General features: G+C 37.7%; 17 protein-coding genes and 1 rRNA gene. 10 read left to right on the top strand and 8 right to left on the bottom strand.

Going from position 1 to position 24,846, the window contains the following annotated elements:
* The first annotated feature begins 94 nt into the window (after positions 1 to 94).
* Complete coding sequence (locus tag B6A32_RS17535) at positions 95 to 2,383, top strand: carbohydrate binding family 9 domain-containing protein (RefSeq protein ID WP_158088516.1); 2,289 nt, start codon at positions 95 to 97, stop codon at positions 2,381 to 2,383.
* A 230-nt stretch (positions 2,384 to 2,613) separates the two neighbouring features.
* Here the strand turns inward: B6A32_RS17535 and B6A32_RS19495 are convergent, their stop codons facing one another.
* Positions 2,614 to 3,987 carry an RDD family protein gene (locus B6A32_RS19495; RefSeq protein ID WP_233131463.1) on the bottom strand — a complete coding sequence of 458 codons (1,374 nt, stop codon included), beginning with the start codon at positions 3,985 to 3,987 and terminating at the stop codon, positions 2,614 to 2,616.
* A 330-nt stretch (positions 3,988 to 4,317) separates the two neighbouring features.
* Here B6A32_RS19495 and cysK point away from each other — a divergent pair, with 330 nt between their 5' ends.
* Positions 4,318 to 5,295 (top strand): cysteine synthase A, encoded by a 978-nt coding sequence (gene cysK / locus B6A32_RS17525; protein WP_085306221.1) that lies wholly within the window; start codon positions 4,318 to 4,320, stop codon positions 5,293 to 5,295.
* Positions 5,296 to 5,464: 169 nt separating this feature from the next.
* Complete coding sequence (locus B6A32_RS17520; RefSeq protein WP_233131462.1) at positions 5,465 to 5,899, top strand: hypothetical protein; 435 nt, start codon at positions 5,465 to 5,467, stop codon at positions 5,897 to 5,899.
* Between the two features lie 156 nt (positions 5,900 to 6,055).
* On the opposite strand, the gene ggt is transcribed toward B6A32_RS17520, so the two are convergent.
* Both ggt and B6A32_RS17510 read right to left on the bottom strand, forming a co-directional pair.
* Positions 6,056 to 7,813 (bottom strand): gamma-glutamyltransferase, encoded by a 1,758-nt coding sequence (gene ggt, locus B6A32_RS17515; RefSeq protein ID WP_085306220.1) that lies wholly within the window; start codon positions 7,811 to 7,813, stop codon positions 6,056 to 6,058.
* A 128-nt stretch (positions 7,814 to 7,941) separates the two neighbouring features.
* The gene (locus B6A32_RS17510; RefSeq protein ID WP_085306219.1) at positions 7,942 to 8,583 is read right to left on the bottom strand and encodes a tRNA-uridine aminocarboxypropyltransferase; all 642 of its coding nucleotides are present in this window, start codon (positions 8,581 to 8,583) and stop codon (positions 7,942 to 7,944) included.
* A gap of 310 nt (positions 8,584 to 8,893) precedes the next feature.
* Between B6A32_RS17510 and rrtA the strand changes: the two genes are divergently transcribed.
* A complete protein-coding gene (gene rrtA, locus B6A32_RS17505; RefSeq protein WP_085306218.1) occupies positions 8,894 to 9,493 on the top strand; it encodes a rhombosortase in 600 nt (199 codons plus the stop codon).
* Here rrtA and B6A32_RS17500 read toward each other — a convergent pair.
* Both B6A32_RS17500 and B6A32_RS17495 read right to left on the bottom strand, forming a co-directional pair.
* Positions 9,483 to 10,970, bottom strand: coding sequence for an FMN-binding glutamate synthase family protein (locus B6A32_RS17500; RefSeq protein ID WP_085306217.1), 1,488 nt, complete (start codon positions 10,968 to 10,970; stop codon positions 9,483 to 9,485). The genes rrtA and B6A32_RS17500 overlap by 11 nt on opposite strands.
* Positions 10,971 to 11,166: 196 nt before the next feature.
* Positions 11,167 to 13,647, bottom strand: coding sequence for a S9 family peptidase (locus tag B6A32_RS17495; protein WP_085306216.1), 2,481 nt, complete (start codon positions 13,645 to 13,647; stop codon positions 11,167 to 11,169).
* Between the two features lie 398 nt (positions 13,648 to 14,045).
* Here B6A32_RS17495 and B6A32_RS17490 point away from each other — a divergent pair, with 398 nt between their 5' ends.
* From B6A32_RS17490 to B6A32_RS17470, 5 genes are all read left to right on the top strand, one after another.
* Positions 14,046 to 16,412: a YgiQ family radical SAM protein gene (locus tag B6A32_RS17490; RefSeq protein ID WP_085306215.1), complete on the top strand. Its 2,367-nt coding sequence runs from the start codon at positions 14,046 to 14,048 to the stop codon at positions 16,410 to 16,412.
* Positions 16,413 to 16,717: 305 nt separating this feature from the next.
* Complete coding sequence (locus B6A32_RS17485; RefSeq protein WP_085306214.1) at positions 16,718 to 16,966, top strand: hypothetical protein; 249 nt, start codon at positions 16,718 to 16,720, stop codon at positions 16,964 to 16,966.
* 795 nt (positions 16,967 to 17,761) lie between these two features.
* A complete protein-coding gene (locus tag B6A32_RS17480) occupies positions 17,762 to 18,370 on the top strand; it encodes a thiamine biosynthesis protein ThiC (protein ID WP_085306213.1) in 609 nt (202 codons plus the stop codon).
* A 331-nt stretch (positions 18,371 to 18,701) separates the two neighbouring features.
* Positions 18,702 to 20,294: an ABC-F family ATPase gene (locus B6A32_RS17475; protein WP_085306212.1), complete on the top strand. Its 1,593-nt coding sequence runs from the start codon at positions 18,702 to 18,704 to the stop codon at positions 20,292 to 20,294.
* Between the two features lie 120 nt (positions 20,295 to 20,414).
* A complete protein-coding gene (locus B6A32_RS17470) occupies positions 20,415 to 21,257 on the top strand; it encodes a 23S rRNA (adenine(2030)-N(6))-methyltransferase RlmJ (protein ID WP_085306211.1) in 843 nt (280 codons plus the stop codon).
* A 186-nt stretch (positions 21,258 to 21,443) separates the two neighbouring features.
* On the opposite strand, the gene B6A32_RS17465 is transcribed toward B6A32_RS17470, so the two are convergent.
* Complete coding sequence (locus B6A32_RS17465) at positions 21,444 to 22,793, bottom strand: DEAD/DEAH box helicase (protein WP_085306210.1); 1,350 nt, start codon at positions 22,791 to 22,793, stop codon at positions 21,444 to 21,446.
* A 220-nt stretch (positions 22,794 to 23,013) separates the two neighbouring features.
* Here B6A32_RS17465 and B6A32_RS17460 point away from each other — a divergent pair, with 220 nt between their 5' ends.
* Entirely contained in the window at positions 23,014 to 23,508 is a 495-nt protein-coding gene (locus tag B6A32_RS17460) for a GNAT family N-acetyltransferase (protein ID WP_085306209.1), read from the top strand.
* A 4-nt stretch (positions 23,509 to 23,512) separates the two neighbouring features.
* Here the strand turns inward: B6A32_RS17460 and folD are convergent, their stop codons facing one another.
* Both folD and rrf read right to left on the bottom strand, forming a co-directional pair.
* The gene (gene folD, locus B6A32_RS17455) at positions 23,513 to 24,379 is read right to left on the bottom strand and encodes a bifunctional methylenetetrahydrofolate dehydrogenase/methenyltetrahydrofolate cyclohydrolase FolD (RefSeq protein ID WP_085306208.1); all 867 of its coding nucleotides are present in this window, start codon (positions 24,377 to 24,379) and stop codon (positions 23,513 to 23,515) included.
* Positions 24,380 to 24,743: 364 nt separating this feature from the next.
* A 5S ribosomal RNA gene (gene rrf, locus B6A32_RS19670) occupies positions 24,744 to 24,846 on the bottom strand; the annotation flags it as partial.

Below are 24,846 nucleotides of genomic sequence, written 5' to 3'. Positions count from 1 at the left end.
CAAATTTGTAACAATTTGAAAAAAGGAATTAACGTTAACGTAATGTTAGATATGTTAAGAATATAAAAATAATAATAATATTGGAGTGGTAAAATTGAAGTTTAGTATTCGTGGCCTATTTGCAGTTGCCACTGCTTGTATACTATTTATAAAACCAACGCATGCACAAGAAAACACTATACAGTTGGCACAATTAAATATCCCTCATGTTGACCTTAAATTGACCATTGACGGTGAGTTAGACGATCTTGTTTGGCAACAAGCGCTTGATGTGCCAATGAATATTGTTAACAGCCCATGGAACAATAAACCTAGTCCAGTTTCAACAACCGCTAAAATTGTTGAAAATGGCGAATTTCTTTACATTGCTTTTATTGCACAAGACCCTAACCCTGAATTAATTCAAGGTTTTTTAGGTGATCGCGATACTCGCTGGTTTGATGATTTAGTCGGCTTTAAGTTAGACACTTATAATAATCGTCGTTTAAATTATGAGTTTTTTGTTAACCCTTATGGCGTGCAACATGACGCTATTTTTAATGAAATGACCATCAATAAAGACGCAGCATGGGATGGTATTTGGCATTCAGCGGGGAAAATAACTGAAAATGGTTATCAAGTTGAAATAGCCATTCCTTATCATATTTTAAATTTTAACGATAACGATGACATTAAAACTTGGGCAATAGAGTTAGTTAGAATATATCCTCGAGACACGTCTTTAAGAATTTCTCATATTGAACTTGATCGTAACAACCCTTGTTGGCTTTGCCAAACTCCAGAAGCAACTGGTTTTAAAAGCGCTAAAGCAAGTAAAAATATTATGCTAACCCCTACATTAGTCGCCAGTAGAAGTGAAGACCGTGATATTTTCACACCAACTTCTGACTGGGAAGCTGATAATGATATCGATGCTGGTTTAGATTTACGTTGGGGTATTAATGCCAATACCTTGTTAAATGTTACCCTAAATCCTGATTTTTCAAATATTGAATCAGACTCAGGTCAACTCAGTGTTAATAAAACTTTTTCGCTTTTTTATGACGAAAAACGACAATTTTTTGTGGAGAACTCAGAGTATTTTTCAAGTAATTTCGATCTTGTATACACCCGTAACATTGCTGATCCTGAGTATGGTGCTAAATTAACCGGCACTGAAGGTAAGCACACTTACGGTGCTTTTATGACGAATGACACTCAAACTAATATTATTCTGCCAGGCAATACGGGGTCTAGATTAATTTCGTTAAGAGAAGAGAGTGAATCTGGCGCATTAAAATATCGCTACGATGTTAATGAAGATTTTTCGGTAGGTGTTATCAGCACAATTCGACAAACCGATAATTACCATAATTTTGTCTCGGGAATAGACTCAAAATACCGCTTTAGTGACTCTACCTCATTGAAAGCACAAGTACTTATGGCTGATACTAAAGACTCTCCTCAATTGTCTGCTAGCGGGCAAGAACAAAATTTTACCGACCATGCCTTTAAATTAGACTTCAAACATGACTCAGAGTATTGGGAAGTTACTGCAGAGCATCAAGAAATAGGGGCAAAATTTCGTGCCGATCTTGGTTTTATGCCCCGTGCAGATTATCAAAAAAGTAAAGTGTTAGTTAATCGACTAGTGTATGGCGAGCCTGAAAGTGCTTGGCAAAAAATGACCTTTGCTGGCCAATGGCAGATATTACACAATGAAAACGGCGAACTATTAGAGCGCTCTGTCGCCACTAGCTTTAATATTGATGGCCCTATGTTATCAGTTTTTGATATTTTGCTTGTTGCAGCAGATAAAGTGGGGTTGCGCCGCCATGAGTTAAACTTTGATTTACCAATAGATAACAGCATTGACGGAAATACCGATCGCTTTCAAGAAAACCAAGCAATTATCTATGCCTCTATTCAACCTACAGCACAAATTTTTACTGATATTGAGTTAACCGTAGGCGATAAAATTGATTATGAAAATAATAGACTTGGCGATTATACAGCAGTTTATGGCAGTATAAATTACAACGTGAACAAACATTTACAGTTTGAACTTGCTCATACTTATAGTGATCTCAAGGCTGATAATGCTAATGTATTCACCGAAAATTTAACTGAGCTTCGTATTTCTTATCAATTTAACGTTAATAGCTACTTAAAGTTCAACATGGTTTATACCGATATAGATTTTAACTTAGATAACAACCCGAGTGCGTATACTGCAAAAGATAATAATTTATCAACACAGCTTATATACGCTTATAAAATAAACCCTCAAACGGTGTTTTACTTAGGGTATTCAGATAATAGTTATCAAGATGATAGGCTAAAAAGCTTAACGCGTGAACAGCGCACTGTGTACAGTAAAATTAGCTATGCTTGGTTACCATAACCGTTGCTAAGCTTCTAAAGTTCAACGATATTTACATGCAAGGGAATAATAATAAACGCTATTATTGATTCCTTGCATGGCGAGTTACAAAACACTAATTGACACTTTATTCTGAATTTTGAATTTTATTTTTCCTTGAGTTCAAGCTTCCTCAACGTGTAGACTAAAATAATACTGCCTATTTTATAAAATAGATGCACCAAAATTATGTAACTTACTTAGTCAGTCAGTTACTCTGCTGGATTTACGCTTTTCTCCGTAATATTTTGTTTATATTTTTTTCTTCCAAAGTCTTTGTCGTTTATAACGATAGTTGAAGAAATTTTATCATGTATTGCCTGCCTATTTGGATCCCAAAATATCTGTGCAAAACCTAGTAATCCGGTAGCAATACCTGCACCATAACCGCCATATCTGCCGAAGCTATCCCAAACAGACAATGGAGTACCATCAAGTTGTATAACCCTGATATTAAAAAGTTTTTTACCTGGTGTTTGGCCATACCAAAGCGCGGTAAACATGGTAAAATAGAACGCAGCCCAACCAAAACCTAACCCCAAGTCTTCAACTAAACCTTTTAGCCAAGCAAGACCTTTATAAACTTTAGGGTTTACTGGCTCAGGCATTACTGGTTCAGAGCTTTCTCGTTCAGTATCGTTAGCTTTTTGTAAAGATTTATCTTGTTCAGATTTCTCTTCTTTAACGCTCTCTTGAACCGCATTATTTACCAATCTCTGCGAAGCATTTTTAGTTACACTTGCTTTATGATCTACTTCCGATATTTCAACGCTGTTGTTATCGCTAGTAGATAATAACTGCTGATCTTTAAGTACTTGTTCAACTGAGCTGTTATCATTTAACGCTTGTAGCTTTGCCTTTATTGTCGCTATTTCTTGCTCAGTTAAGGTACTTTTTTCAGCTATATTTTCTAATAAACTCACATTAAATTGCTCAGCTTCTTGCTTCGATGTACTCTGTTCAAGATAACCTGAAGCTAAGTCTTGACTGAGCTCTTGCCAACAAGAAAACTTTACACATTCACTGTGAGAAACAGCAAGGTTAGCGGCTAATGTTAGCGTGACTTTAATAAAGTCATTACTGGTACTGTTTTGGTTAATTTCGTTATTATTACCTGAAGAAACTCCTTCACTTTTACTTGCCTGCTCAACGTTATTGTTCAAGGTTTCAAGTTTAGAAAATAGCTGAGGTAACACATCGATTAGCACCACAAAAACAATACAAGCAGCGACTAAACGTAGAGTGGTTCGCCTGATGGTGTTAGTCTTTCCAGATTTCTTCGCTCGCTTTTTACTGCCAACATTAAAAAGCGTTACTGCCACTAGCAGTGCTAAAAGCTCTCCTGGCACTTCACTTAATAAAGCGACCAGAAACAAATCAATCGTTAGTGCGGCTCCGCGTCGCCAAGGCACCGCAAGTGCCATACCAAATAACGACTTATCAATATTAAAAGCAAGTGGCGTTAATATTTCTCGCGTTTCTTGATTAGTTAACTCATCGACACTCGTTTCATTTTGTGTCGATTTAGGTAAGGGTTCAAAATGTTCTGCTTTATTATTAGTTTGACTATTTACAGTATCGGTCACATTTATTCCGGTAATATTGGCTGTGATATTTAAGCATACAATAAAGCTAACAATATCAATCAACTGAATATACAGCAAACTATTTCATCAAGGGTAAACTGTGAATAAAACCAGCAACTAGCCGGTAAAAAAATGTAATATGCCCTGCTTAGTTAAGCATCTATTCTTTTTTTGCATATAAGATATCGAAATATCACTTCTTTTTCTGCCATAAAGGGTTAATCTATTTACAATTGTTGACTAAACTAAAATAACTTTAGATAGTTAACACATAGAAATAAATAATCGGTATGACATACTCAGTTATACCGTAATAACAGGATTAAAATAATGTCGACTATATTCGAAGATAACTCAACGTCAATTGGTAATACTCCTTTAGTTAAGCTTAACCGAATTGTGAGTGGCGAGAACACAGCCAATATTTATGCAAAAATTGAAGCGCGTAACCCAAGCTTTAGTGTTAAATGTCGTATTGGTGCCAATATGATTTGGGATGCTGAGAAAAAGGGTTTGCTTAGCGAAGGTAAGTCTATTGTTGAACCAACCAGTGGTAATACGGGTATTGCGTTAGCATTTGTTGCTGCAGCACGTGGATACGGCATAACACTTACTATGCCTAACACTATGAGTATGGAACGTAGAAAGTTACTTATCGCTTTAGGGGCTAAATTAGTGCTTACAGATGGCGCTAAAGGCATGGGTGGTGCAATAGCTAAAGCACAAGAAATTAAAGATGCGGATCCAGACAATGTTGTATTGTTAGGTCAATTTGATAACCCAGCTAACCCAGAAATACATGAAAAAACTACTGGCCCAGAGATTTGGAGCGATACAAAAGGTAATGTAGACTTTTTTGTTGCAGGTGTTGGTACAGGTGGCACTATCACAGGTACAACTCGTTTTCTTAAAAGCGTTGCTGAACATAAAATTACGTCAGTTGCTGTTGAACCAACAGATTCGCCTGTTATTACTCAAGCTATGGCGGGTGAAGAATTAAAACCTGGCCCACATAAAATCCAAGGTATTGGTGCTGGTTTTATTCCTGGTAACTTAGATCTTTCTATTATCGACATGGTTGAGCAAGTATCTAATGATGATTCTATGGCGATGGCACACCGCTTAATGAAAGAAGAAGGTATTCTAGCCGGTATATCGTCTGGTGCTGCGGTTGTAGCTGCAAAACGACTTGCAGAAAAGCCTGAAAATGCGGGTAAAAATATTGTGGTGATATTACCTAGTTCGGCAGAACGTTATTTATCAAGTGCTTTGTTTACTGACTCATTTAGTGAAGAAGATTTAGCATAATAATTAGTTAACTTAAACTTTTTAGGTAAGTACTAAAGGTATTTTTACCTGTAAAATAAAAGGCGTGATTTTTAAATAATCACGCTTTTTTTTATTTTAAAAAAAATTAGGTTTAGCAACAATTATTACGGTAGTATGCATGTAATATTACACAGTTACTTGTTACTTTATGAATAATATAAAATTTATTACCTTTGGTTTAATACTTTTACTTTTGGGTTGTGGTGAGTCAAACAAAGATACCATTAAAAATGTTGATAACCCTGAAATGGTTGCCATTGCATTTTTTGATGCTTTATATAACGAAAAAAATATTAAAAAAGCGGCATCGGTGTGTAGCCCTAAATTAGCGCGTATTATCTTGCATTATAAATCGACTAAAGCGGTTGCTCGTCATATGTTTAATATGTCTTACGATAAGGTAGAGATTACCCCTGACGACAGTGGCATCAAAGTCAGAGAGCAATTTAAAGATTCTGCTGTAATTACGATTTACTTTAATGGCTATTATCAAGATAATAATTTAAAAGATGTTAAACGCTTGTCGTTAATACAGGTGGAAGATAAGTGGGTTATCGATAAAATTTTGAAAGACCCATTTTAATGTTGTTTAAATAATTAAAAACGGCGTCAATCCTTTATAAGGACTGACGCCGTTTTAGTTTATACATTACGCTAACTACGTATAAGAAGATGCTTCTTTACAATATTATGTTTTCGGGTCTGTATTATCAGTTTAATAAGCGTGATTAAGTAACCCTTAAAAACCAATAGCTAAACCTTCTCGCCTTTGATCCGCCCCACCATGTAACTTTGACTCAGATAACACAATCGCTTGAATACCACTGTTTAAATCGCGTATAGCGACCTGATGGCCAATAGCTTCTAGCGCAGGTTTAAGCTTAACTAGCTCTGTGCCTTTTTCTAATGTGGTAACTTTATTGCGATTAGTTATACGAGGAAGATTAATTGCTGATTGTGGATCAAGTTGCCAATCAAGAATAGCAATCATAGTTTGTGCAACATAATTAATAATACGACTACCACCTGGCGAACCCACAACAAGTTTCAAGGTTTCATCTTCATTAAAAACCATCATAGGGGCCATAGAACTGCGTGGACGTTTGCCAGGCTCTAATCGGTTAGCTACCCATTGTCCGTTTTGTTTAGGATCTAATGAAAAGTCTGTTAATTGATTATTTAATATAAAACCTTCAACCATTACCGCAGAGCCAAAGCCCATTTCAACACTGGTGGTCATCGAAATAGCATTACCGTATTGATCAACAATTGAAATATGGCTTGTAGATGGTAATTCATAGGCATTATCATCAGCTTGTGCAAGTGCACCTTTAGGTACGCCAGCAGTAGCATTACCCATATCTTTGTTTGTTTTTATTAAGCTAGCACGTTGTGCCAAATACTGTTTATCAATTAAGCCTTGTGTTGGTACATTAACAAAGCTGCTATCGGCAATATATCGATTTCGATCAGCAAAAGCTAAACGAGAGCTTTGGGTAAACAGATGAGCAAATTGTGGATCATTGATTGTGTATTTCGCGATATCAAAATGCTCAAGTTGCCCAAGCATTTGAATAATAGCTACGCCACCGGAGCTTGGCGGTGCCATGCCACAAACTTGATATTGTCTATACGCACCACAAACGGCTGGTAACTCTTTTGCACGATAGTTTTTCATATCGGCCAATGTTAAACGGCCCGGCGCAATGGGAGACTGCTGAACCGCAGCGACAATTTTCTCTGCTAGCCAGCCTTGATAAAACACCTTAATACCTTGCTTAGCAATACTGCGATACACAGCGGCCAGCTCTGGGTTCTTTAATACTTGCCCTGCTTTTACCGCCTTACCATTAGGGAAAAAGTAATTTTTTATGGTGTCTAACTTGGTAATACCCGGGTTAAACTCCATTGCAACGAGCTTTTCTAACCTTGGAGAAACGATAAAGCCGGTTTCTGCCAACTTAATTGCGTCTTTGAATAAAACATTCCAGGGTAACTTGCCGTATTGTTCATGGGCTTTTTTCAACCCCGCTAATACACCTGGAACGCCAACAGAATGACCACCAACAACCGCCTTTATCCATGGCATTGCTTTGCCACTTTTATCTAAAAACATATCAGTTGTTGCGCCAGCAGGTGCCGTTTCTCGGCCGTCAAAGGTAGTTAATTTTTGTGCAGACTTGTCCCAATGCAACATGAAAGCGCCACCGCCAATCCCTGAAGATTGCGGTTCAACTAAGGTTAAAACTAATTGCACAGCTATTGCCGCATCAACAGCACTTCCGCCTTGCTTAAGAATATTAAGCCCTGCTTTGCTCGCATACGGATTTGCACTAGCAACCATAGCATGATCTGTTACTACGGTTTCTTTGGCGATTAAACCGGTTGCGGCTTCTGGCTCGCGGTCTTGTCTTTTTATATCTGGCGTGGCTGACGCCCAAAAACTGGTAGAAATAAACAATAAAGACAAAAGCCCTTTAGTGGCTGTATTTGACATGATTTTCCTTAATAGTGCGTTGTGAGAAACTAAATGAAACCAAATGGAGATATAAATGCGCCAGTTGGTATAAGTACATTATCAGCAAAAAATAAATATTTAAACGCCTGCTTTAATCCTTTCTTATCTTAAAGCTTATTTTGATTAAATGATTGCTGAAATTGATTGAACTTTACAAAGCTACTTAATAAAACTTGATACTTTTCGGCATTATTTTCTATACGTGCAAGTGCATGACAACACGCTTCCAATGAAGAAAGTGCGTTATCTTTTTTAGTTTTTCTGATTTGATAAAGGCTAGCGATACCCGTAGGTAAAACGATATGTTTTATTTTATGTAAACAAGCATTCAGCATAAATATTCGATAGGCTTTTTTCCATGTACCATCAAGTATAATAATGCACTGAATATCGTGGTTATTCGCTTTTTCACTCGTAATTTCAGTATTAAAGTCAGTATCATAATCTTGCTGAGCTTGTGAAGAATATTCAAGGGTTGTTGCATGCTCGCTTGGGTACAACAATGCAATGTTACCTTCGTACTGTTTCAAGCGATGTAATAAAGTAGCACAATCACTAAAGTTTTCACCCACAATTACTTCGCATTGCGTTAACGACTGTGTTAATAAGCTAACCGTACCTTTACTTTGCGACACTTCATTAGGATGTTGTAATACAACAACCGGGATATCATTGGTAATATTGACGGCAAATGCACATATACACGCATTTTTAGGGCGCTGACAGTGCTGACACAAAGCTCTAGACATTTAATTAAAATAACAAAAAATAAGTAATAGCTAAGTTTACGAGACTTTATGCTCAAGTTTAAGTTCTTTATTAAACTTCTTTTAACTTAGATATTCATTTGTACGAAACTGGTATTGAATAGTAGGCTCTATATGGTTAACTTTAGGTACAAGCTTCATTAAATTATTGTGCAAAAAAGCTGTTTTCATCAGGCTCGACTTATAAATCATATGTTCAAAATGCATGGGGTTTCATTCTTGTGTTTATATAACTAAAAGCACCTGTTAAAGTCGGTAACACTCTATTAGCCTTAAACATTTATAATAATTCATGCTGCAACTGAAATCCCTGCCAACAAAACCAACACAATTTTCAGGCCCTTTGTTGGTGTTTATATTCGCTTTATTAGCCTTTGTGTTTGATCAACAGATCTCAGATTTATTAATTTATGATCGTAAGTTGATTATTGCGGGTGAATATTGGCGCTTATTAACAGGCCATTTTTTCCATTCAAATGGTAATCACTTTATGCTTAATATTGCAGCTGTAGCTTTGCTTTGGGCTTTACATGGCCAGTATTATTATTTTAAAAATTATCTGGTTATATTTTTTGTCAGCGGTTTAATTTGCAGCCTAGGTATTTTATGGTTTGCAGAGAATATTGCTTTTTATGTTGGGCTGTCTGGCGTATTACATGGCTTTTTTGTTTGGGGCGCCTTAATGGATATTAAACATCATGAAAAAACAGGCTATTTACTGTTAATAGGTGTGATAGCAAAAATTTTGCATGAACAATTTTATGGTGCCAGTGCTGATGTAGAGCGACTTATCGGGGCAACTGTTGCCACCGACGCTCATTTATATGGCGCTGTCGGTGGCTTAGTGGTTTTTATTTCAGGCTATGTAATATTCAAAAAAACTAGTGCTTAGGTTTACTGTAAGGATGTAGCTTATCTAAGGCAACAGATAAGCCATTTTCTTGTATTACGCGAATATGATTACGGTCTAATTTTCTCGCATGTTTAACACCACACGAATGCGCCAATAAACCTACACCATATTGAATATACTTATGGTAATTTGCTACCCTTTCAGCCTTACTTATTGGGTCTAAACCTTCTTGAAGCCTAGGGTTATGTGTAGTTATACCTGTAGGGCAAGTATCTTTATTACACTGCATTGACTGAATACAACCTAAAGACAACATAAATCCTCTAGCAGAGTTAACCGCATCAGCACCTACGGCCAAAGCCCAAGCAACTTTAGATGGTGTGATCAATTTGCCTGAACAAATGACTCTAATACGGTCACGCAAGCCATGTTCAACTAATAAATTAACCACAAGTGGTAAGCTTTCTTTTAAAGGTAAACCGACATAATCCATTAACGGTTGAGGTGCTGCGCCTGTGCCGCCGTCAGCACTATCAATAGTGATAAAATCTGGAGCAAATTCAGCCCCTTGCAGATTAATTTCTTCAAGCAATGCTCTTAACCATAATGATTCGCCAATTACCGCTTTAAACCCAACAGGCTTACCGGTGACATTGCGAATACGATTAACCATGGTTAAAATATCTTTTACAGATGTAATATCTGGGTGAGCGTTTGGGCTAATTGAGTCTACGCCAACTTTAATTCCTCTAATGGCAGCAATTTCTGGCGTAACTTTTTTACCTGGCAATATGCCGCCTTTACCGGGCTTAGCACCTTGACTCATTTTTATTTCAAACATTTTTATTTGAGGCTTAGCAGCTAATTCAGCGAGTTTTTTATCACATAACTGGCCATGTTCATCTCTGACACCATATTTTGCGGTACCAATTTGAAAAATTAAATCAGCTCCACTGCTTAAATGGTATTCACTAACTCCGCCTTCACCAGTATTAAACCAACACCCTGCTTTTGCAGCCCCCTCTGACAATGCTTTAACTGCCGGGGCTGACAATGCGCCAAAGCTCATCGCTGAAATGTTAAAAATTGAGTCAGTAATATAAGGTTGTCGACATTCAGCACCAAAGGTTATGCTACTTGGCGGAACGGCATCTTCTTCCAAGGTAGGGAAAGCACAATTCATAAACATAATAGTGCCGGTCGGTTCTAGGTTTCTGGTTGAACCAAAAGCTATGGTGCGATCAACATTTTTTGCTGCACGATAAACCCAGCTTCTTTCCGCGCGATTAAAAGGTAGTTCTTCTCGGTCCATGGCAAAAAAGTATTGGCGAAAAAACTCGCCTTGTTTTTCAAAAAAATATCTAAAGCGACCTATAACGGGGTAATTACGGCGTATTGCCTGCTTATTTTGTGACTTATCTACGATGTACATATAAATTATTGCGAAAACACCTAAGCCCAGCAACAATATAAAAAAGGCTGAAAGTGTTTCTAAATAGCCAAGCATGTTATCCATATTTCACTCTTTTTTTTAACTAGTTTTTGTTAGTTTATATTAACTTAAAGTAACTTACGTCTAAAATTTTGTTACGTTTTGCAGCTGAGCTAACATCAATACTGTATGTAGCTGAACAATTTCAGATTAATATGCTATTTCTCAAAATAAAAAGGCCTCAAATGAGGCCTATAATATTAAAGGAGCTATTACCCCATTAAAGGGTATTTTCAAATAACTTATAAATTCTACGATATTCATTTAACCAAGAGCTTGGTTGCACAAAACCATGCGGCTCTACGGGGTAAATTGCCGTTTCAAAGTCTTGTTTTTCCAATTCAATTAAGCGCTGAACTAAGCGGACCGTATCTTGAAAGAATACATTATCGTCTACCATTGGCGCATTAATCAGTAAGGGCTTCTCTAGGCCTTCTGCAAAGTAAATTGGTGAGCTACGCTCATAAGCAATAGCGTCGTCTGCTGGGGTATTTAAAATATTAGCGGTATAACCGTGATTATAATATGCCCAGTCAGACACTAAACGTAATGCCGAGCCTGATTGAAATAAGTCAGGGTCGGTAAACATCGACATTAGGGTTAAGAAACCGCCATAAGAGCCACCATATGTACCTACTCTTTCGGCATCTACATGAGCATTTTCGATTAACCAATTTACCCCATCGCGCATATCTTGTACTTCAGGCTTACCCATATGACGATAAATAGCGGTGCGCCAGTCACGGCCATAGCCTTTCGATGCTCGGTAATCCATATCGATAACAACATAGCCTTGTTGCACTAACATGCTATGGAACATGTATTCACGGAAGTAACCCGACCAACCTAAATGAGAATTTTGCAAGTAACCTGCGCCATGACTAAACATTACTGCTTTATTTTTAGTGGTCGTTTGGTCATAGCCTTTAGGTAAATAAACTTTGGAATAAATAGGCTCTTCTTGATGCGATGACTCAATTGCTACCACATTAGGTGCTGACCATGGCATGGCCCTAAACGCTTCTGTAACCGTATGCGTTAATCTTATCGCTTCAACATTATTAGTTAGCTCTTTAACATAAAGCTCAGGCGGCATGGTAATTTCAGAATGTTGTACTAACAATTTAGATTCATCAGGGCTTAGTGCGTAATCATTCATACCACCAAGATCGGTTAATGCGTTAACTTTACCTGAAGCTAAATCAACATTATAAATTTCATAAATGCCCGGATGTTTCTTATTCGCTTTAAAATATATTTTTGTTTCATCAGCCGAAACAGTTAAATCATCAACTTCAAAATTACCTGAAGTTAGCGCTTTGGCTTTGCCGTTTAATGGCTTAACGTATAAATGTGCATATCCACTTTCTTCAGAAAGGTAATAGATTGCGTCGGCATTACTTAGCCAGCCCATTTCATTAAAGGCATAGTTAACCCATGCATCGTCATGCAAACGGTGCTGAGAAACTAGCGTTTTATCATTGAAATTAACGGTGGCAATCCAGCGGTCTTTATTATCCCAAGCTTCAAGCATTACCGCGACTTGTTTACCATTGTCCTGCCACTGAATAGGATCCCAAGCTTGCATTACATGAATGTTACGTGGTGATTTTTCAGCGCTGTATTTTTTACCTTCACGGGCATAATTTTCTTTGCGCACACTCGCCAGTACATCTTCATCAAAGCCAGGTAAATTTTCATAACTTAATAAGGCTTTGGTGCCTTGGTTTAAATCTAAAATATAAAGTTGCTCAGCGTATTGGCGATTGTCTGCTACTCGGTGTCTTGCCGATTGAGCTTTAATATTGCCATCGTCAGAAATATAATTCGGCATTATATCGCTGTCTTTACGCGTTGATTTATCAGAGGCAATGCTAACAATTAGTTTATCGCCGGCAGGAGAAAGGCTGGCATGAACAATTTGATTGTCTTTGCCAAAATAAAAGTTGGTTTGCGTCACCGTAGAGTTTTTTACTCTTAACTGACGGTTTTGCTCAGCAAATAATTTTTTATTTCGCTGCTGTAAGGCTACGTACTCTATAAGCTCTTGCTGCTCATTAGCGATATAACTCGGTGTACCTTTGGCAGGTGTTTCGCCGTCAGACATTTTTAAATTAGCTAATTCAATAATTTTTTGGCTATTCATGTCATGAGCATAAAAAACATTACCCACCCGATAAGCAACATTACCATTAGTTAAAAACATGGCTGAATGTTCAACGGCTGATGTATAAGTTAGTTGTTGCACAGATTGTGTGGCGAGCGTTTTAACAAAAACATTACCTTCAAAGGTATATACTTCTTGGGTTCCTTCGCTATTTAACACCGCATCACTATCAGCTACTACATGCATTTGCGCTAATTTAACTAAATCACCATTGCCCTGTGTTGTAATATTTTTTTGTATTAAATCACGTAACGGATTGCCAACACGCTTTTGTTGATAAAAAACAGTTTCGCTGTCGTCACCCCAATACCATGACTCTGGAGAGCGACCGAACCAGTCAGGATCAGACATTATTTTTTCAAGGGTAATTATAGTTGCACTTGCTTCGCCTGCAGCGGGTGTTGATTGTACTTCACTCGCTACACTGTCATTGGTGGTCGTACTATTATTGTCTAGCGTAACCTTTTTCTGCGCGGTTGATGCACAAGCGGCCAGCGAGAAACTAATAGCGGCAGCAATTAACTGTATTTTCATAATGATTTTTACTTATCTTTGGTTAAGGATAAAGGCTTGTATTAACAATATTTATTTAATGGTAAACAGCGTAATTAATAAACAGTTTAATACGGTGAAAGTTATAAATTTATTCATCAAAATAATTATGCCTAGTTATACTAAGCTATGACGAAATATTCAATAAAACTAGGCCTTAACACGACCAATAACGAATTTTATACGATGAAAGCCTGTCAATATAAGTAACCAGGTTAAGGTTATTGGGCTTAAGCTTTTATCTCTGTTATAATCGCGCGCCTCAGCAATGTGAATGATGAATATTAATAAGATTAATATTTAGAAACTCAGCATTGATAGGCTTTAAACGTGAACGCACTCACGCGAGTCTTTATAGTAAAAAATAATTTAGGTAATGTATGAACTTAGCGCCAACCCAGAAAATTACACCCAAACTATTCGACTACCCTAAGTATTGGGCTGAATGTTATGGCACCGCACCATTTTTACCTATGTCTCGACAAGAAATGGATGTGCTTGGCTGGGACAGTTGCGATATTATTCTGGTAACAGGCGACGCATACGTTGACCACCCTAGTTTTGGTATGGCGGTTATTGGCCGCATGCTGGAGTCGCAAGGCTTTCGCGTTGGTATTATTGCGCAGCCAGATTGGAAAACCAAAGACGCTTTCATGCAACTAGGTAAACCTAATTTATTTTTTGGTGTAACCGCCGGCAATATGGACTCGATGATCAATCGTTACACCGCCGAACGCCGTATGCGCCACGATGATGCCTACACACCGAATGATGAAGGTGGCAAGCGCCCAGACCGTGCGGTAACGGCTTACACTCAAAAATGTAAAGAAGCCTACAAAGGCGTGCCTATTATTATTGGTGGTATCGAAGCAAGTTTACGCCGCGTAGCGCATTATGATTATTGGTCTGATAAAGTGCGCCAATCAGTATTGTTTGATTCAAAAGCGGATCTATTAATTTACGGTAATGCCGAACGCCCACTGATTGAAATTGCCCATCGTATTGCCAATGGTGACGACGTTAAAAGTATTACCGATGTTCGTGGTAGTGCATTTTTAGCGAACCAAGTATTACCCGGTTGGAAAGGCATAGACTCTAGAACTATTGATAAACCAGGTAAAATCGACCCAATTTATAGTCCATATCAAGATATGACCTCGCCTGATTGTGCCACAACATCAGCCGATGCCGCCGCTAAAGCCGCCGAAGAAATGACTACAAATGCGGCAGAGAAAGACATTACGAAAACCGCGCAACCTATTCAGTTAAGTGAGTTTAGAGCTGCAGCGCATAAAAATGTGTCATGGGCAGACAAGAAAAAGCCTTGGGAAACCACTTATATTAACTTGCCAACCTTTGAGCAAGTCAGAGACAACAAAACCCTTTATGCCCATGCTTCGCGTATTTTTCATCAAGAAGTAAATCCAACATCTGCCAAACCATTAGTACAAAAACATGGCAGCCGTTTGATTTGGTTAAACCCGCCAGCAACGCCATTATCAGAAGCTGAAATGGATGGCGTATTTGGCTTGCCGTATCAACGTGTACCGCATCCTAGCTATGGTGATGCCAAAATTCCTGCTTACGACATGATCAAAACCTCGGTCAATATTATGCGTGGCTGTTTTGGTGGTTGTACGTTCTGCTCTATCACAGAACATGAAGGTCGCATTATTCAAAGCCGAAGTGAAGACTCTATTATTGCTGAAATTGAAGATATTAAGTTAAAAGTACCTGGTTTTACCGGTGTGATATCTGATCTTGGAGGCCCAACGGCCAACATGTATAAATTAAACTGTAAAAGTGAGAAAGCAGAAGCAACATGTCGTAAACCGTCGTGTGTTTGGCCAACTATTTGTGGTCATTTAGATACTGACCATACGCCGACAATTAATTTATATCGCAGAGCCCGAAAAATCCCAGGCATTAAGAAAATACTGATTGCCTCAGGCGTAAGATACGACCTAGCCATACAAGACCCTGAATATGTTAAAGAGTTAGCAACGCATCACGTAGGTGGCTACTTAAAAATAGCACCAGAACATACCGAAGAAGGCCCATTAAATAAAATGATGAAGCCGGGTATGGGCAGCTATGACCGCTTTAAAGAAATGTTCGATCATTACTCTAAACTCGCCGGTAAACAGCAGTACTTAATCCCCTACTTCATCTCGGCGCACCCGGGCACTACTGATTTAGACATGGTTAACTTGGCACTTTGGTTAAAAGAACACGACTTTAAGCTTGATCAAGTACAAAACTTTTATCCGTCGCCGTTAGCCAATGCGACTACCTTGTATCACACAGAAATTGATTCATTGCGTAATGTTAAAAAAGACAGTGCCACTGTGCCTGTGCCTAAAGGCACCATTCAGCGTCGATTACATAAAGCAATATTGCGTTACCACGATCCGGCAAACTGGGCGATTATTCGTCAAGCATTAACAAAAATGGGCTTAGCGAGAAAACTTATTGGTAGCCAGCCAGGCTGTTTAGTGCCACATGAAACCAGAAATGAAACCGCGCAAGTGCATTACAAAAAAAATGGTAAAGGTAAAAATAACGCCCAAGGCAATAAAACCTCACCAGGGCAAGAAAAACGCTACGGCAAAAAGCCTGTAAGCGCGAAAAAAGCTAAGCCTGGAGATAAAGCGAAGCAAGGTTTAACACGTTTCTCTGATAATCAGTTTAACGACAGAAAACCCAAAAGCCCTGTGAAGAAAAAGCGTGGTAATAATCCGCGTTAAGGTGATTAACCAGTAGATTTAAATGACTAAGCCTAGTAGTTTCGCTAGGCTTTTTTGTTGGTGCCTATTAATTTATTGGGCTGTCTCGTCCTTAAATGTTAGATAATGTCCTAAGCGTTGATCAGTGGCGACATATAAATCACTATTTAAATCGGCTGTATGAACATTATTTTAAAAAAGCTTAATGTGGTCGCATGATAATTTTGAAACCTCATGTAACATTTAGACTAAATTTCTTTATAGAGTGAATTAAATAACTTTGCTAAGCTGAGTAATATCGCAATCTGAAAAATAAAGAGAAAAACATGAAGTTTTTTCAAAATAAAGAAGTACAAGGACTTTGTTTATGCCTTGCTATGATGGGCTTAACTTATGCACTTTTATTAATGCTTTTAATATTATTCACTGGCATAAAACTATATAAAACCGTACTTATAGTAGCGATACTATCAAGCATACTTTTTACACTCGGATTGAATAAACAAGTTAAAAGTCGTTTAAAACAACAATTAGCAGATTATTTACCAAAAAGTTATCGCCTATCTTTCAGTTAATTTAACCTGAACTCTGGATAATGAGTGCTTGAAACTCAAGTGAACCAAAAGCTTAGGTAATAAAGTAAATGCTATAGCTAGGTGAACATCACGAATAGATATCATCAATGCTTCATTTTATGCCATTTCCAAGGCAAAACGTTTATGAATAGCGGGCTATTTATCGACGTTTTAACGCAGAAAATGGATTAAAAGGGAACATTGAGCAAGTGCTGCTTATCCAGAGTTCAGGTTAATTTAACATTTTGCGATATGGTATCAACTATAGCGTTTATCAATAAATGTACGTTTGTTAGCAAATACATATCATTATTCTCCGGCGCTTCCATGCCACTTGCCTGTTTATGTACTTGATAATAATTACAGGCTTCTTTTTAAATAAACACCCACGACATTAATATTTATAATTTTTCTTGGTTTACATGAAAGAATTTAATAACTTCCCCTGTCTTATGCTTTCGAGTAATAAAGCTACTTTATAAAAAGTTTCATCTATTTGTTCTATTCAAAGCTACTGCCCCTGTTAGATTGCCAAATCAAGGAAGTCGCTCTGTTTATAACTTTTATTTAGTAGGTTTAAGTACTAAATGGAGCATGCTGTTTAAAAATAGCTGCCCGTCTAAACCCCTTTACAATATAAATAATTCGCATGCAGATTAGCTTTGATTCTTTATGTATTAGGCAGGGTAACAAATTACGGTGATTTCTACTTATCGGTAGTAAACCAGATTAAACTAAAGCTAATCTAGTGAAAGCTATGAGAAAGCGTTAAATATCAATTATAAGAGGTACACAATGGAATTTACGAATAAACGCACCATGCTAATTACAGCATCTTTAGTATTGTTGGTGGCGATAACACAGATTATTTATACTGCTCTTTATGTTGCTGAAGTTAGCTTTTCTAGGCAAGTTTTATGGGGACTAGAAGCATTAATATTTACTGTTCTTGTTGCTTTTGCCGGTGCATCTATGGTGCAGGCGAAAAACTGTCAACTAGGATGGTCAGCTATAGCGTTTAGTGCGGCTATTAACATTATACAGGTGAGTATAGGCCTGACCTTGTTTTCGTCATTTGGGAAAGTTGCAGGTGCCGTTGAAGGGGCACAACCATTAATTGGTGGTGTGGTTTCTTTGTCTTTTATGATTTACTATGCAGCGAAAGTATTACTGGGATTAGCAGCACTTGTTTTTGGTATGGCAAGTATAGCTCAAGGTGGCAAAATGATAGGTGGGCTAACAGCATTAGCGGGTGTGGTTGCTATGTTTGCCAATGGCATTTTAATTACCTTTGGCCGTGATGGTTTTCTTCCATCAGGTGTTGCTGGTGGTTCAGGTGTAATTGCGACATTACTTTTAGCGATATGCTTGATAACTCTTTATCGCAAGAAGACTGAAGCTTAATCTTTATATTTTACGAGTGAGATAATCTTTTTAAATAAAATATAAGCATCGGTGCATAGCGAATGTACCGATGTTTTATTGACTAAACATAATTACAGCCCCCCCTTAAATAAATTATCTCATTAAAGTTTAAATCGATGGTCAGATGGTTTCCCTCCAATTATGGCGTTAATTCGCCAAACGAGTAAACATAAGCAAGTGCTCCACTTTCGCAAATCTTTAAACACCTGTATAATCGCGCGCATTATTTTACATTTTTATTAGTTGTTATAGTGATGAGTTAACGCGTTAACTTAACTTAACTCACCTAAACACTCGCGACGGAACCTTTATGTTAGCTGCAAACAATATAACCCAACAGTTCGGTGCTAAGCCGTTATTTGAAAACATTTCACAAAAATTTGGTGGCGGAAATCGCTATGGTTTAATCGGCGCTAATGGCTGTGGTAAATCAACCTTTATGAAAATTTTAGGTGGTGATTTAGAGCAAACATCAGGTAACGTTGCCTTAGACCCAAACGAGCGTATAGGTAAACTTCGTCAAGACCAATTTGGTTTTGAAACAGTTTCGGTTGTTGATACCGTGATTATGGGTCATACCAAGTTATGGGCGATTAAAGAAGAACGTGATGCTATTTATGCTTTACCAGAGATGAGTGAAGAAGATGGCATGCGCGCCGGCGATCTAGAAGCTGAATATGCTGAAATGGACGGTTACAGTGCAGAAAGTCGTGCCGGTGAATTGTTAATGGGTGTAGGTATTCCTGTTGATCAACACTACGGTTTGATGAGTGATGTTGCTCCAGGTTGGAAATTACGTGTGTTATTGGCCCAAGCACTATTCTCTAACCCAGATATTTTACTGCTTGATGAGCCAACCAACAACTTGGATATTCATACTATTCAATGGTTAGAAGAAACCTTGAACGAGCGAGACTCAACCATGATCATCATCTCGCATGACCGTCATTTCTTAAACAGTGTTTGTACACATATGGCTGATTTGGATTACGGTGAGTTACGTGTATTCCCAGGTAACTACGATGAGTACATGCTAGCGTCTACACAAGCTAGAGCACAGTTAATGGCTGACAACGCGAAGAAAAAAGCACAAATCGGTGAGTTACAAGCCTTCGTCGCACGATTCTCTGCTAACGCTTCAAAAGCAAAACAAGCAACTTCACGTGCTAAACAAATTGACAAAATTCAACTGGCTGATGTTAAAGCCTCTAGCCGTGTGAATCCGTTCATTCGTTTTGAACAAGAAAAGAAACTATTTCGTAACGCCCTTGTACTCGAAAACATGAGTAAAAGTTTTGATGATAACAAGGTATTAAATAACCTTAACATGATGATTGAAGTTGGCGAACGTGTGGCAATTATCGGTCAAAACGGTATAGGTAAAACGACATTTTTACGTACGTTAATGGGCGAAGCTGAGTATCAACCAACATCAGGTTTATACACTTGGTCTGAAAACGTTAACATTGGTTATTACGCGCAAGATCACAGCCATGAATTTGAAAATGATATGACTTTATTTGAGTGGATGAGTCAATGGCGTCAACCAACCGACGACGAGCAAGCAGTTCGTGGTTATTTAGGTCGTTTATTATTTTCAGCTGATGATATTAAAAAGTCTGTTAAAGTGCTTTCTGGTGGTGAACAAGGTCGTATGTTGTTCGGTAAAATCATGATGCAAAAGCCTAATATCCTAATAATGGATGAACCAACTAACCACATGGATATGGAATCTATTGAGTCGTTAAACATGGCAATGGAGCAGTTTGAAGGTACCATTTTATTTGTCAGCCATGACCGTGAATTTGTATCAAGCTTAGCAACACGCATTATCGAATTAACTGAAGGTGGTTATACTGACTTTGCGGGTAACTACGACGAATATTTAGCGTCACAAGTTTAGTTTTAGGCTTAAGTTTAATGCTAACTATAGCTGTAACTTACCTTTAATCCCGCTTACCAAGGTATCATGATCTTATTATGATACCTTTATTTTTAGTTAACGCTTTTAAAAGGAGCGATTGTGCTCAGTTATCGTCATGCTTTTCACGCCGGAAATTTTGCTGATGTTTTAAAACATTCAGTGCTCACCCTAGTTCTCGAATATATGACCCGAAAAGAGAAAGGCTTTTATTATATAGATAGCCATTCGGGTGCAGGCATGTATCAACCGGCTGATGAATACGCACAAAAAACTGGTGAGTATAAAGATGGCATTGCCAAGTTAATCGAGCAACAAGATTTGCCTGAAGCACTTGAGCCCTACATTGATTTAGTTAAAGACTTAAATCGTGAAGAAGATGAATTGTCTTTGTACCCCGGCTCCCCTGGTATTGCTCGACAGTTTACGCGTCGTCAAGACAGTGCGCATTTATTTGAATTACACCCAACCGATATTGAGCACTTAAAAGAATACAGCCAACGTTGGAACAAATCACACGTTAAACAATCTGACGGTTATCAAGGTGTTTTAGGGTTAGTGCCGCCGCCTAACCGCAGAGGTGTGGTATTAATTGATCCTCCTTATGAGTTAAAAGAAGATTACTTAAAAGCCGTGCGCACTATTGTTAATGCTTATAAAAAGTTTGCTACCGGCACGTATATTTTATGGTATCCAGTAGTAAAGCGTGAGTTAGTTGAGCAAATGCAAAGTGCTTTCACTAAAAGCGATGTACGCAATGTTGTGCAAGTTGAGTATTGCCAAAAAGCCGATACCACAGAATACGGCATGACAGGCACAGGCTTATTTATCGTTAACCCGCCATGGCAGCTTTCGCAACAGCTAGAAGAAATATTACCTTACTTAAAAGCGAAGCTAGGCGAGAACGAAACAAGTTACACGCTTAAACAACTAATTGCTGAATAAGCGTTTTCACTTGTTCTGTGTAACGTCGAGATACGGGTACAAGCTGCTGATTAACTAACTTTCATTTAGTTGACGCTCTGCTTTCAAACAATAGATAAACTAAGATAAAAAAGTGCACTGACTCAAATAGAATCAATGCACTTACTTTATTTAGCGTATTTAACTACAAGCTTTAATTAGCGATACTTAATCAACTTCTTCGATATCATTTTGATCTATATCTTGTGGCGCCACAGGCTTTTTACGCTTTAATACCGGTAACTCACCAGCATCAGCTGCCAAAAAGCTTCTCTTAACAATTTTCTTTGCTTTAGGCTTTTTAGTCTGTGGTGCTGATTTATTACTGTCTTTGGTTTTAGTAACTACTTTGACTTTCTTAGGTTTTATGCCATTAAACTTAACTTTAAACCCTTCTACTTTGTCAAATGTTAGCTTTTGCTGTAAAAAACCTTCAACGTTTTTAAAACTTATCCAATCTTTTGGACCAACAAAAGAGATAGCATCACCTGTGCTACCAGCACGACCAGTACGGCCAATGCGATGAACAAATTCTTCAGTATGTTTTGGCATATCAAAATTAATAACATGCGATACATTGATTAAATCTAAGCCACGAGAAGCAAGGTCAGTCGTGATCAATATTTTCTGCTGACCTTTACTAAAGCCGTCCATAATTTGGTTGCGTTGGCTTTGGTTTAACTCACCACTTAACGCAACAGTGCTTAAGCCCTGCTCGGTTAATAAAGTTGACAGCCTATCAGTATCAGCGCGCGTAGCGGTAAAGATAATCATTTGTTGGTGCTGTTCAGTGGCAATAAAGTGCTGCAGAAGCTTCTCTTTTTGCGTTAAGTTATCACAAAGGTAGAAACGCTTAGTAATATCTTTATGCTCGGTATGGGCACTACCAATAGCAATACGTTTTGGTTTTTTCAATAACGCTAAAGCAAAATCATTAACTTGTGCATGGTCTAAAGTTGCTGAAAACATTAAGGTTTGACGCTTTCTGTGATCAGCGGCTTTATTTATTTGTGCTAATTGATCTGCAAAACCAAGATCTAACATACGGTCAGCTTCGTCTAGAATAAGTAATTCTAAACCACTTAAATAGAAGTGCCCTTGTGTTAGGTGATCGGCTAAACGACCAGGCGTTGCGACAATAAAGTGTGGGTCTTTCTCTAATGTTTTAACTTGGTCATTAAAGTTTTCACCACCAAGAATAAGTACGGCTTTAAACTGAGAGCCAGAAGTAAACATTCGTAACTGAGTAAATACTTGCTTAGCAAGTTCACGAGTAGGCGTTAAAATAACAACACGAGGATCACGCTTACTCAATGCTCTATTTTTTAATAGTCGCTGCATTGCAGGAATAATAAACGCTAAGGTTTTACCTGAGCCAGTTTTAGATGAAGCGATCAGGTCATGACCCGTCATAGCAGCAGGAATCGCTTGCTGTTGGATTTCTGTAGGCTCTTTAAAACCTAAATGTTCCACGGTTGACATTATTTTACTATCTAATCCAAAATCACTAAACTGCAAGCTTATTCTCCACTCTAATTAATCGGTATTTTTACTACATACACATATATAAATATTTATTAGCTTATTATACCCTGTATCCTTCAACATTAAGCCAAACTATTTAATCAAAAATAAAAATATTTTAAAACTCGGCGTTAGAAATAAATTAACTAAATTTTGACCTGCTGAAAATAACGCCTCATAGCAAAATTAACTCTTAATAAAAACGATTTACTCAATGAAAAAACTAGAATCATCATATACCGTTGTAAAGGCGATAAAATCGGATAAAAAAGATGTTCTTAGGTTCTATAAATCACAACAATATAGCGCAAGATTTATCGGGCAAGATCATTGTTACATCATAAAAGTTGATAATAAGATTATAGCAAGTGCACTTATATCTGCAGGCCAAGAAAATAGTAATTCTTGGCTATTACATGCTTTAGTAATCGACAAATCAATGCGCGGTAATAAACTCGCTAGTTTGCTTATTCGAGCAATTATTAATAACCGTTTTCATAACCAAGCTTTAGTTAAAGTAATATGTTTTGCTGATGAAAAACTCCAACAGCTTTATATAAAAAATAATTTCATTAAATACAATGAAACTAAACAGATAGCTACTCTGCCTGATGAATTCCAACAGCGCTTAAAACGTTACCAAATGAAAAACAAAAATCTGTGTTGTTACTTTTTCAGTAACGATAACCCCACTTTATTAGACAAATAACAACCTAGTTGTAAGCTACCTTCTTAGCCGCTATAAGTGTATTACTTAATAGACAAGCTATGGTCATAGGTCCTACGCCACCAGGCACTGGCGTAATTGCAGAACACTTACTCACTACTTCATCGTAATCAACATCCCCCACTAACTTGGTTACTCCTGTTTCGCTAGTGATACGATTTATACCAACATCAATAATAGTTGCCCCGTCTTTAACCCAATCAGCTTTGACGAAATTAGCAATGCCTACCGCTGCGACTAAAATATCGGCTTGCTTACACACCTCCGCCAAGTTTTTAGTTTTAGAGTGTGCAATAGTAATCGTACAGTTCTCTTGAAGCAGTAACATAGCAACCGGTTTACCCACAATATTAGAGCGGCCAATAACAACTGCATGTAAGCCGGATAGATCTGTGCCTAAATGTTCTTTCGCTAATAAAATACAACCTTGCGGCGTACAAGGAACTAACCCACCTTCCTCACCATTAAATAGTTTGCCAGAATTAACAGCATGAAAACCATCAACATCTTTTTCTGGATTAATAGCAGAGATAACTGCATTTTCATTTAGGTGCTTAGGCAAAGGTAACTGAACAAGAATGCCATGAACATTGTTATCACTATTAAGCTTTTCTAGTTCATTAAGTAAATGCTCTTCTGTGGTATCAATAGGTAAAACAATTTCATTGGAGATCATACCTATCTCCTGAGTTTGTTTAATTTTATTTTTTACATAAACATGGCTAGCTGGATCGTCACCAACAATAATAACAGTTAATGACGGTTGTACACCGTGGCTCACTTTTAATTCAGCTACTTCAACAGCTAAATGATCTCTTAAATTTTTCGCTATTAGCTTTCCATCAATATTCATTATTACTCACATTCTTAATTAGAAACAAAGACATCACAACACTGAAAGGTTTCAGTAGGAGTATCCTATCCTATGAAAAAAACCTGAGTTAGGGAATAGTTTTGAGGAAAAGATGTAGGAAATAACTTTAAGAATTGAGCTGTAAGTTCGTTTAGTAAAAGCTGTAAGCTTTGAGCTGTCAGTAAAGATCTGTTAGTGACTTTAGTCAAAGCTGTAAGTTCTAAGCTGTCAGCTTTCAGTAAAAATCTTTTAGTAACTTTAGTCTTTAAACTGACAGCTGAGAGCTCAAAACTGATAGCTATCTTTGGCGGATTTTAGATAGCAAAAAGCCCGTCACTTTCGTAACGGGCTCTTCTCAATAGAAGCCTAGCAATGTCCTACTCTCACATAAAAGAGAAGAACACCCACACGCTCTTTACCACCGGCGCTAACACGTTTCACTTCTAAGTTCGGAATGGGATCAGATG

The sequence above is a fragment of the Colwellia polaris genome (genome assembly GCF_002104515.1).
GTDB classification, from domain to species: domain Bacteria; phylum Pseudomonadota; class Gammaproteobacteria; order Enterobacterales; family Alteromonadaceae; genus Cognaticolwellia; species Cognaticolwellia polaris.
Note: the sequence above shows the minus strand (reverse complement) of the source record. Positions and strands in the feature narration are given on the sequence as shown.